The organism is Yersinia sp. 22-579, from assembly GCF_030433455.1.
In the GTDB taxonomy this organism is placed as follows: Bacteria; Pseudomonadota; Gammaproteobacteria; order Enterobacterales; family Enterobacteriaceae; genus Yersinia; species Yersinia enterocolitica.
On sequence record NZ_JAUJTZ010000004.1, the window covers coordinates 62,510 to 75,240 of the forward strand.

The following is a 12,731-nucleotide window of genomic DNA, read 5'->3' on the forward strand; positions in this document are numbered from 1 at the left end:
CGAGGTTGTTTTTGGATTGGTAAGTAAAAACATCGATGACTGTGACAACATTGCTTCACTCAAAGATTAATAAATCAGGGAGTCCTTTCAAACTCCCTTTCAATTCACTTATTAAAATACGGATTCACCCTTTCCACCGCCTGTTGTACCAGTTTGTTTCTGGTTGCCATCAGTCGGTCAATTTTTTCTCTTTTCTGATCCGCCGTGAGTATCCGGTCCCGCCTCATCATTTCAATCTGGGCATTGAGTGCCTTCACTTGTTTCTGCGTCGCGGTTAGCCCCTGACGCTGCGATAATTTCCCTCTATTGTCCTCTATCAACTCACTGGCATCATCGCCGCGCCCCTGTTTACGGAAGCTGTTAATGGTGCTGTTTATCTGGTTGGCTTCAGTCATCATGCGGTAAAAATCTTCTGTGAACTGGGTAGACTTAGCCGGATCTGAACCTCTGAAGAACGATTTAATCACCGGCATTTCATCCAGGCGCATCGCAGGGGTTTCGCCGTAGTCTTTCAGGTTACGCATCAGCAAATTAGTCGCGCCCATCACATAGCTGCCTAAACTGCCGGTGTAGCCCATCACAATATGATCCAGCATCTTAGGTGACATATTGGTAGCCTGCCCAACTTCACGCATTAACAGGCTGGTCTGGTCGTTATAACGAGCACCCGCAATCAAATTGCTGTCGGCCATATTCTCAATCGGACCACCTTTGAAGAAATCATAGTTAACATAAGCCTCAGCAATCGGCATCGCGACTTGTGGGATCGGGTTGAATGCCATCGTTTCCATAAAGTTATGCGCCACCAGCTTGCCGAATTTAGCCCCGGTATCTTTACCGCCCAGCGCACGAATAAATCGCTCGGGTAAAGTGCCAAATATCGCGCCAAACTCGAACGGTTTTGGAAAGCGAATATGTTGATCACCAATCCATACATGCCAATAGGTGTCTTTATCCCAGTCCTGTAGCTCTTCATAACGCTTATCGTCCCAATTTAGCGCCATCAGTGCCAGAGAGGCCGCCGTAATCATGCCGCCGCGCTTCAGCACTTCACGCGGGTTCTCTTTGATACCTCGGCCTAATTTACTCAGCCCCTGCATGCGGGCGTTGAAGAACGGCAGCATATCACTCAGGTTAATCATGATATTGCTGGCCCCCATCATGCTAAAGTCCATCAAATCACGCGATTCAAATGCTGCCTGCGCTTTGCTTTTCCCCGATTTAATTGCAGCTTCATAAGTGGCCAGCCGGTTAGCATTCTCCGCCGCTTCGCTGAGATTTTTATATTTATGCAAACCCTGTTCAATCTTGCCCATCACCTCTTTGCTGTTACGAGCAATGGAAGATTCAAATTCGTGGATCTGGCTGTCGTTGTAACCTTTACGCCGCAGCACGCTGCGTATCGTTTTGGCCGTCGATGCCGGATCATAGACATTGGAATAACCGCCACCAAAAGTGGCTCCGGCAAACATCATATCTACCAGGCTATCATCAGTGCGTAATGCTTTTTTAAATCCGGCCCATGAAGCGGTAACAGGCTTAAAACCATCTTTGTTAATGGCCCATGAATGAATAGAGTCACGCATAAAGTTACGAATGATAAAGTCAGGCATGGATGTGGTGCTGACGGTCAGCACCTTTTTAGCCTGGCGGGCCGCTTTCATAAAGGTGGAATTACTGCGCTCAAGGTCAATCATGGTAAAGGCGCGATACAGTTCAGGATCATTAACCTGTACCAGTTTTTCCTGCCCATCAACAAACACCTTCACCACATCTTTGCCGATGCGCTCAAAGTCCATCTTGTTCGGTGATTCAATCACCTCCAGCACACCAGTATCAGCAAGGTTCACCACTGACCTGCGCATTGCTTCATTTTTCATCGAAGCATCGACCGATTTCGCCACGTAGTTAAACAGGTTTTCGATAGGATCCTTAATGGTCAAATCGCTGCCCTTTAACTTGCGCACGGTACTGCTCTGGTTAGCAATGCCTTTGCTGGTCCACGGCCCCTTCACCTCACCATTTTCTGCTTCACGGTAATATGGCAAGTACCAGGCATCCTCCCACTGTGCGCGGCTTTCTGGATCAATCAATCCCATATCCTGTTGCAGATCCAGAATCGATTTAATAAAGGCATCATACTTTTTCTTCTGGCCTTCGAATAAAGTCTCATTACCCCGGTTGAGAGTTTTCATATAAGCAATTTCGTCGGCATTAAAGTTGTTCTCTTTGCCCTCTTTCATCAGCCGTTCAGAGCGATGGCCGGCGATCCATTTAAAGAAGTTTTCCCGATGGTTTCCCAGTCCGTCGAGAATACCCATAAGAGCGTCCTCTTTACCGGTACCGGATTGTCGCTCTACTATCCCTTCGACTTTGTTATAGCGAGGTAAGCCATGTTCTAAAGTGGCAGCAGTAACAGAGCCTGCCCCGGCAGCCATACGCGCTCCAATGTAGGCAGAACTTCGTGCATCATTGATACCAGCCGCATCCTCGGCATACTTCAGCGGAGCCATGCCATCAAAGGTTTTAGTATTGAGTTTACGGCCGGTTTCTTTTAGCCAGGCTTTCAGTTCCGTTTTATCTTTGCTGGTCACGGTGCCGTAGAAAGTCTTGGCCTTATCAAACCACCCCTGCTCAACGTTAAAGCCCATTTTGCGGTTGGTTTCAGCATCCATTGATGGGTTAGCAGTGCGGGAGTAAAGTGCCTTATTCTTGCGAATATCGGTCGATGAGAGTATATTTTCAACTGAATCTTGATTTGGTGAACCGCGTTTGAGCAATTGAAGCTCTTGGGCCGTACCAGATTGGGATTCTGAACCCTGGTAAGTGTTCTCCTTGGGCAATTGGAGCCCAACAGAACGAAGCTTATCGGGGTTTTGTTTTTCTCGGCGGTATAACGCTAAACCAGCATCCTCCATACCTTGAACTTTCGCCATGCCCCCCACGGTGCCGTACACTGAAGCAACTCGATTAACTTCCAAGCGCCCACGTTTTGCATTCATATGAATAGCAGTAACCACTGGGTTTCCGTTTGCATCATGAGCCTCCAGAAGAGCAACTACTGCGTTATCCTGTGTTGCTGAGCGATATACTGCTAACGGGTCATGCATCAGCTCAGGAAGCTGCTCAATGACCTCAGTCGGTACGTTGTGTTTTATTCCATTGGTCGCTTTACGTACCGTATCACGAGAAATTACCATCTCCACATTGGGAGCGCCAAGCGCACGGAGTACCGGCGGTGTTCTGCCTATTGAAACCGTTATGTCATCGGACCGTAACGAACGCATCGCTTTATCAAGCTCAGATCTATATTGTTCGGCTTCCACTGGTAATGGCTTGAGTGGGTCCACATCATCATGTTTCGAATACAGTGCGTCTGACCGAGAGAAAGTATTATCGAACTCCCGCGTCCCCGGCTGTTCGCCATCATACATAGCAGTCTTTTTGAAGCGCCCGGCGACCGTGCGCAGAATATTACGTATTTCCGTTGGGGAAATGTCATTCGCATTCATGATGCCCGTTTTCTTCAATCCATTGATCAGCACAGAAACAAAACGGTCCCACATCGCTCCAAGGCCGGTGAGTTCTGAACGCTCAGCCATGTGAGCCAAAAACTCATTAGCCTGCATTTCGAGAGACTCATTGCTGTATGATTTATCGACTTCCCGCCATACATCCTGAATTTCTTTATTTTTGCTGTCACGCGTTTGATGTAACACACGCATGATACGATCATATTCCACATCGCCAATGACGGAAGCTAGCCCGTGGTGCGCCAAGACCTCATGACGCAATTTAGCCCGAAGCTCGCGGTCAGAAGTAATGTTATCCGCTACCACTATCACCCGGCTAAGTTCAGGTTGATAAATGGCATGGACAATGCCGAATTCTTTTGGGATCCCGCTCGGCATCATGGCAGCCGCTTCAGATTGGGTTTGCACTACCTTAACTTTGATTTTGGCTGCACCATTCAAATTGCGCACCCAGACATCAGCGATAACTTGAGCCCGCCCTTGCCTTATTCCCTGAGTGGGTTTGTCGCCAGCAGCAGTGTGACCGGTATCTGAAATCACATTGCCTTTGCCAATGTCAGTACCCTTACGCGAATAGAAAGTGATACCTTTATCGGTTGGCTTGGTTTTGATGGTTTGGAATAGATGATCAAATGCCTGACGCACTCCGCCGTTTAATTCAGCTTCAGTTGGATAGGCATAAGTTTCAGGGTTTGCATGTTCGTCAGCTTTACGCAGGTTCACCAGATAGTCGTTAGTGATGCCTTTACTCTGTGCTTTATCAAGCAAATAACGCTCAAAGGCTCGCGCTGACATTTCGAGTTTAGTCGTCCAGTAGGCTTTGCTTCGGCCACCGTCCAGCAATGCAGCCCGCTCCATCATTCCACTATTGGTGACTTTATCGACGGCACTTTTAAAGGCGTCATGCACTTCTTGCCGGACTGGATGGGTGATTTCTTGCCTTTTGCCGCCGCTAAATTCATAGCGAGGACGTTTACGATCGGTAATAAATTCGGATGAACGTTTACCGGATGCCTCGCCATGTACATCATAGGTGCCAAAATAGTTATCCAGTGCATGGAACCACTCATGCGCTAGCGAGCCTGCGCCATTACCTTTGGTGAGATTGATAACCACTTGCCCAGGCTCATAATGGGCTTTGGTCCCGCCCTTACCCCTTGCGCCAAATGCCAGCCCCAATTCACCATTGAGAGAGAGGGCTTTGGTCGGCACATTCAGTAATTCGGCCATATCGATCAGGGAATCATAGGCATCGTTTAATTCAGATTGACGGCGAGGCCCCTCAACATAGTTACCAAACTGCACCCCGCGAAAGCCGAAGGTATCACTAAATTGTTCAGGCGTTACATTACCCTTACGACGCTCAATACCGGTACGTGGCTCATTGGTGGCTTTGCGTTGTTCCTCCCGAGAGACTTTGCGTAATTTATCCAGTTTGGCTTCGATCTCTGCGCGGTTCTCTGCCAGATAAGCGCGTGCCTCGTTGGATGTTTTGAAGCCAGCTTTAAGAGGCAAAACGCCCATTGCCCCCTTATAACCGATAAAGACACTCTTATCTGCCCGCCGGGTATAGATCTCTAACTTAGCCTGTTTAGGGGCTGCTTCCCCTTTATCACTATTGAGCTGAATCTCAATAAAGGCCTTGGCTTTGGGTAATAGTTCCGCCATGGATCCCGCTGAAATATTTGCTATCACTCCCCTTGGCGCGACCAGCTGATACAGTGTTTTACCGCCGGGATAGCTCTTGCCGTCAAAATAGGTGTAATGACCGGAATGGATCGTATATTTAGACGCCTCTGCCATTTGCGCAGGTTTGAACTGTGAGATCAGATCAATGGTATCAGCGGCAGAACGCAAGGAGGACTTACTGCGAAAAATGGTTTTTATATCGTCAACACTCGCATGACTATTGATAATTGAATTCGCTAAATCACGAACCCCCTTAACCTGTTCAGCCCACTGATTAAGCTTATAAGGGGATCCCGGCTTGGTGGGGATAAACGAACGTAATGCCGCAAGCAATGCCAGTTTCTCTGGTTCAATGCCATTCTCATGCATTTTGGTGTAATCAGGGTGCGGGAATAGTTTCGAAAGAGGCTGTTTCTTAATTTCTTCAATATCATGATCGGCTTTCAGTGACTCTGCCAATTGGCCCCATTTATGCTTCGCCGCTCCCTTAAGTTCCTCACCAAAATCATCAATTTTTGCGTCCCTGTTTTTGGCTTGACCCACTGGCTCAGGTACGGGTAAGCGGACACCGTACCCCTTTCCTACCGGTTCAATCGTGGCACCCGGCATCTTGCCCCATTTGGAATACTTAGCGACTTTTTCACTGTTGAAGGGTTTGCCGAGATGCAGTCTTAATTCACCGACTTGCTGCTCACCAGACGCCACAACGCCCTCATTAGAGGGCGCTGTTTTCGTATTTGCCGTTGTTGGCTCAGGTGGCAATCGCACACCAAAACCATCACCAACCGGTTCAATCACCGCCCCCGGCATCTTGGCCCATTTCGTGAATCTGGCTACTTTTTCATTGGGGAATGGCTTGCCGTGGTGCAATCTCAACTCGCCTTGTGGAGTTCCTGATTCAATATGCCCCTCTTTGGTTGATGCAATACCGCTATCAGTTGATTTTGCAGGTAATCGTACGCCAAAACCGTCGCCTACTGGCTCAATAACAGCACCTGGCATTTTTGCCCACTTAGTGAATCTGGCCACTTTCTCATTAGGGAATGGCTTGCCGTGGTGCAATCTCAACTCGCCAAGAGTTTCACCTTTTGCATAAGCTTCGGTACGTGCATCTATAGGGACACCACCAGCACGCTGACGCTGATCGGTAATCGCTGTTTCAGACTGCGCTCCCATCGCCTCAGTAAAGCGGCGCACATCTTTACGCTGCCCTCCCTCAAACTGCGGCGCTTTCCCTGACTGAACATCATCAGGATTAACTACAGGTCCATCAGCAAAGATGATGTTTTTATCCGTAATGGCCTGCGGATCCGTTTGCCCATCGTAGGTATGGTTTTCTCTGACCGCACCTTGCTGCTCTGCCTGCTCCCTCGGCAAATACACTTGCCCACGAGTCTGTTCCCCGGCTGTGAATTGTGGCGCGGAACCCGCTTGAGGTTCATCACCTTGAATTGGTCCTGGCATTGGGAAACCTTCACCCGGATGAATATTACCGGGAGCTGGCAGGCGTGGAGTTCGCTGCGCCCGGATCTGATCAGCTTGCTGAAGTATCGATATCTCATCAGGTGTATAACCCTGCTCACCCGACTCCATTTGTTGCTGAATCAGATCTTGTGCGGTCGGCTGTGCTTCTGGCTCTGCAAGTGAACGTTGAACATCGCTATCATCAGCAAAGCCTTGTACCCGAGGATCCTGACGTAAGTAAGCTGGGGTATCGCGGAAATCATCAATCTGGGAGTTAGGTACACCATTTTCACTCACTGAATTCTGTTGTACAGCCACTTCAGGGGAAGCCTGATTTTCTGCCTGCGGTTTCATTTCTGGCTGTAGGGAGGGATCGATATTTTCAGATACGGGTGAACCGTCAGCATTAACGGGGGTTTCTGATGTTGCTTCTGCTGCTGACCTGTGGCCGCGAATCCCACCGACAGTACCGGCTGCGCCACCAATGCCAGCCCCTAATACCGCATTATTGGCTCCGGTCTCTACCACCCCTTTCATTGGGTCTATTTTCTGACCTGCGGTGTCAATTAACTGCTGATTTTGAACATAGCGCTGGGCTGCACCCTGAGTGAACTCAGTTCCACCTTCCGCCGCCGCACCTAATGAAGCCCCGGAAATAACACCAGAAGCCGCCCCTTTTTTGGTAAGCAAATTCAATAAGGTATGATCGCCCAATGTAGAGGCTGCAATGTTTATCGCTAGCATGCGCGGGTCTACCGTCACACTGCTGGCGGCCTGTTCTGCAACCTGATTGCGAGCTAGCGTTAATTTTTGTGTATCTGACAGTGCTGAGTTATTTGGATCCGAATCTATGGTTGAAAAGGCTTTTTGAAAAGTAGGGCTTTGCACTAACTGATCAAAGGGCAATGCATTGATCTCATCGCGCATTTCATTACCAGAAGAACCTTGTGCTGTACCAGCCATAATGCCAACAAATCCCGTTTTTTGGGCAATCTCTCTGGCCTTCTCACCGGCCAGTTGAGCAGTCTCCCTCGCAACAGCATCTGGCACAGACTTTTTAAGTCTTTCATAGGTCGCTTGTTCAACTCCCCGCGAAACAGCTTTTGCGCCAAACTTAGCAAATGCACCTGAACCAATCATTTGAGAAATAGTGGGAATAGCGTTAATCAACCACGCATCTTTGTCGAACATCCCAGCACCAGCCTGAAGGTTTCCGTCCTTATCTCGTTCGATAAATGTCATAGCAGCAGCTTGCTTAGCATCATCACTGTAATTATTTTTAATGTCTTTCGATATGTTTTCGGCCAAAGAACCTGCGCGTTCAACTAATGTATTACCGGCATTTGCTATTGAGTTACCGCCACTATCCCGCATCACCTTCAGCATTTCAGGGCTAACCGGAATATCAATCAGCGGTTTCTTCTCACCACTTCGGTATTCTGATGCTTTATCATCCAAAAGCTGATTGCCAGCCTTAAACATTTGAACGTTACCACTAATAATATCAGCGGGCGCTGCTGCCGCAGAAAGGAGTACATCTTTTAAACCTATACTAGGATCATTGGCTTGCGGAGCTTTTGACTGCCGTCCAGCAGCCTCACGCGCTGCCCTGACGGCACCCCAGTCGAAACCAGTATTAGCATTCTCACCTGGTTGCTGGATATTGAGTGTTTCACGATTACTGTTACTGGTTTGCTCTTCTGGACGTTGTTGTTGCGGATCGTAAGTCATTGGGTACTCCTTTATTAGAAATGAACCTTTGGCGCATAGGAAACCAGCCCATCGAGGCGTACCAACCGTACTGGCTCCTCAAAGGCTCATTTCTAATCAGGTTCGATGGTTTGAAGCACATGCGTTGTGCTGGGGAAACCGGAATAAAAAAGCCCCAACAGGCGAACCTGTCGAGGCTAGATTTCGTGCATAAAAAAACCGAAGGGCTTTTTAAAGCTCACTTCGGCATCTTTGGGTAATTTAGCGCACTTTAATGAAATTGAGAAGTGATTAGATCATAGCTATAGTTGAAGCCTACTTAATAAAAAACAACTCTTTAACCAGGTTAACTAATCCGCCTGAAGATAAAGACGGGAAAAATAAATTCAAACATAAATAAATAGCACCAAGAATTACTAGCCCATCGGCTAGGCGATCTATACTTTTTATTCTTGCCTTTGCTTTTGATATTTTTTTCACAAGATCTATTTCTATACTTTTTGCACTTGTAGTAACTTCATCTCCCTCATCAAATCGCAAATACTTTTTAAAAGCACTAGTGATTATTATTTCAAGAGAATTATAGGAATCCCTATAAACTTCATTTGCTGATTTTGTAACTGATGATATCATCCATAGACCGATCATAATGAGAGATGCTTCTAAAACGCCACCAACCTTAACTAAAGCACCGACTGCAATCAATGCCCCAGGAATTGTGAACGCTTTGTTTTGACTAGAAGATATATACTCATTAATTTTACTTGTAAACTCTATGCTTTTTTCATCCAACTCATTAAGCATTTTATTAATTGAAAATCTATTTGTATATAACTCATAAAGTTCGTCATACTTTCTGCCAAGATGTTTACATTTTTCCAACACGGCAGCCATATTAATAGATTCATTTCTATATTCTAAAAGTTCCATTAAAGCTGATCGCGTTACTGATCTACGCTCAGACTTATGAACGTCACTGAAATTCAACTTATCCACTAATACATCAAGACATTTAATGGTTTTTTCTGCATCTTCAATTTTTAATATTTCTTCATTGGTCGCATTATTCTTAACATCTATTTTCTTTCCACCATTCTCATCAGTTATGAAAAATACAAACTCATTATTTATTTCATGATCTGCTGTCAATGCTATAATTTTAATTATAGAAATATATAGTTTATATTTAATAATTTCTTCAGAATCAGTGGCGTCAAGTGACGAAGCTTTACTTGGGAGCAAATAAAACTGTTCAGGGATACATAATGTATCTTTAATCTGTTCCCAGAATTGATCTAAGCTATGATAAATAAGTGCCACTCCCCCTTTCCAGTCTTGAAGTTTTAAGCTAATGAAGAGTATATTATCCCTTGGGGGGGAGTAATTCATAAGTCCACAAAACTCTAGGGAATCTTGAATAGTACCGACATCTGAAAGGTACTTCCCAGATAGTTCCCCAGACAAATAGCCAAGCTGATAGGTAAATATATTGTTTTTCAACATATCGAAAATATATTGATACTTATCAGTACTATTCATAATACCCTCATTTATATCTTGTTTCTGATTGTTTCAGCAATAAGCTGAACATTATCATCACTGATTTTTATAGTTATTGTCTTGTTTTTCTGGTCAAAGACAATAGGTTTCCCCTCACCTTTATTACCAATTGCATTAATGGAAATCCTACAGTCATAATTTTTAGTGTCATCATTAACTGCAATAGATGTAGCTGCAAGCCCTGAAGCAAAAGTTGGCTCAAAAACAGGGTCTACCTTAAACTCTTTTAGATTTACATAATCAACAAACTTATTTTTAATATTCTCTTTATCACAAAAGAATCTATCAATTTCTCTTTCTATATCTTGTAATGTAATTGCTTTACTTACTTTGTCTTTTGCTTTTTTATCTACATAGTTTTTTAAATGATCTCGAATCCCATCTTCTTCAGGGATACTTAATTTCATATCTCTAGAGAAACTAGTTAATGCTTTAAATACTTCTTCAATACTTCTTTTATTATCTATTTTAGGATTGCAACCTAAAGAACGTTTAAAAAACTCACTTCGCGACTTACCTACTATAAATTTCACATATGGTTCACTATCATTTGTAGGGTAGGCTACGTTAAATAAACTAAGATCAATCATCGCAGCTTGTCTTAATGCTTCAATATCTACTGAGTTTAATTTCTTAGGTACTAAGTTTTCATCAAAATCAAAAACTCCTTTATTATCAACCATAATTACAAGCAAGCGTCCAAAGCCATGTAAATCTTCAGCAGTTACATAATGAATGAAAACAACCTCGCCACCAGAAGGTTTACCTTGTCGGTCACTATTCGCTTCCATGCGCATTTTAACCATCGTATTTTCAACAAGAGCTCTAAATGCAATCTTCCCTGAGATATAATTCTTCAATATTTGAGGAATTGCATTAGGTAGTGTGTCTTTTTCTAAAAAACCATGGTGTTTACTTTTTCTTGTAAACTTTCGTTCAACTCTTATCAAGAAATCTAGTGCTGCATTGTTTCCAAGATTCCAATCAGAACCTAATTTATGCTCAAGAATCACACTTCCAGCAGACCTAAATAACTGAGCTGTTACAGCAAATTTAGCTTGATAACTTGCACTACTAGCCACAAGTGTTGGGTCATAATTGCATGAAATACATTTTTCATCTTTTGTAGATTTCTTAGCTCCACACTCCGGACACGTAACATCTTGATTATCGGAATCTTCTTTCATCATTTATCTCTGTGTAGTTAGATTAATAAACATCAGTAATTAAATGAACCATAAATAAAACTCATACTTTTCATATAGTAGCTCTTCTTATTTACATTTGCTTACTGGTTATTTCATCAGTACACATCAATAACTGTATGCATACACAGTACTATGCGGCCGTCGTTTATTCAATTAGTTTTACTCTAAAATTATTTATCTCTTCTGGTACACTCTTTGAATCTCCCTTAACTGTTGGGCTGTATTACTATCAGGAACGGGGCCACCCTGAGTAGCGCCAGGTTGCGCACTCTGAGATGGTTCTGTCATTTGCTGTGGTTGCTGCCGCTTTTGCTTCCATGCCATAAAGACCTTCTGATCCTGTGGGTTGTTCAAATCAGGCGCTTCACCAAACTCATTTTGGTACTCGCCTGCAAATGCTTCCAACTCTGCCGTGTCAATGCCTGATTGGTTCTGTGTTGAACGGCTCCCTCCAACACCGTAGAGTTCCGAGGCCTGCTGACGGCGTTGCTCCGAGCTGCTCTTAATCTCCTGTTTTGCAGCAGTCAGTTGTTTTTCATCCATCATCGCACCATCTTTATTCAGTGCAGCCAGTTGCTTACCTTCATCTTTGCTAATATCCAGCAGTTCTTTACGATAGCCCTCACTTTCCTGACGCATAGCGGCTTTATCTGGCGGGTTAACCATGCTGCCAATGAACTTGGCCCTATCTGGTTGGTTAAGCTGACCAACCATCTGGCTGTAACCTCTGACTTTATTCATAAACTCATCGATAGGGATTTTAGCTACCTGGTTATCATTCACATCAGCGGAACCGAATTGAGTCATAGGTTTGTTGGCGGTTGAACCATCGCTATAAGTGACTTTCAGACCGGGAATAACAAACTTGCCATCTTCACTGATACCAATATGAGCCAACTCTTTGCTCTTAATCTTCTTCCCTGACTCTGGATCGACTTCATCAATATTGCGTTCAATATAGGGAGCCAGCACAGTATTCATCGTTTTTAATACTTTCGGGTCGTTATAGTTCATTTCCCCGGAAAGCACCTTCGGCATAATCTGGTTAATCTCCATCACATTATCAATTGCTCCCTGACCAAAGAAACGCGAAGGGTGAAGCGGGTTATCCTTTGAAATTTGCCCATACAATTGAGGGTCAACCTGACCGGTGGTTTCAATTTGCTTATACAGCGCCTGAACAACCGGCATTTCTTCTTGCATGCGCTGCTGCCGCTCAGCTTGAGAACGTTGGAAATTAAACTCGTTCTTACGCATATTGAGTTCCTGTGCCCGCATGCCCAAGCTGGCATTTGCCGTGCGCTGACTAGCCTGCGCCAAGCCATAGTTCTTATTCCACTGCTCATCACCCACGCTATCACGCTGTGATTTATATTGATGATCACGATTGTCAGTTTCTTTGCGCCAGTTAACCTGATCCTGCGCCAGACCATAGTTACGGTCAGAGTCCTTAACCTGTTGTTGTTGTGCCGCATCCCGCAAACCCAGTTCACGGTCACGACTGATAGCCTGATCCGCAGTATTGAAGCCTGCCAAGAAGCCGTCTGCTAAACCTTGTACACCCATA

The 12,731-nt window shown here is 44.9% G+C and carries 4 protein-coding genes; all 4 read right to left on the reverse strand.

Annotated elements, in window-relative coordinates; translation table 11 throughout:
* Positions 1–104 precede the first annotated feature (104 nt).
* A complete protein-coding gene (locus QSV56_RS06095) occupies positions 105–8,417 on the reverse strand; it encodes an LPD38 domain-containing protein (protein ID WP_301211436.1) in 8,313 nt (2,770 codons plus the stop codon).
* Between the two features lie 294 nt (positions 8,418–8,711).
* Positions 8,712–9,935, reverse strand: coding sequence for a hypothetical protein (locus QSV56_RS06100; protein ID WP_050880633.1), 1,224 nt, complete (start codon positions 9,933–9,935; stop codon positions 8,712–8,714).
* Between the two features lie 11 nt (positions 9,936–9,946).
* Positions 9,947–11,143, reverse strand: a complete 1,197-nt coding sequence (locus tag QSV56_RS06105; protein WP_050880632.1) for a nucleoid-associated protein — start codon at positions 11,141–11,143, stop codon at positions 9,947–9,949.
* A 195-nt stretch (positions 11,144–11,338) separates the two neighbouring features.
* Positions 11,339–12,730: a hypothetical protein gene (locus QSV56_RS06110; RefSeq protein ID WP_301211443.1), complete on the reverse strand. Its 1,392-nt coding sequence runs from the start codon at positions 12,728–12,730 to the stop codon at positions 11,339–11,341.
* Position 12,731: the final 1 nt, after the last annotated feature.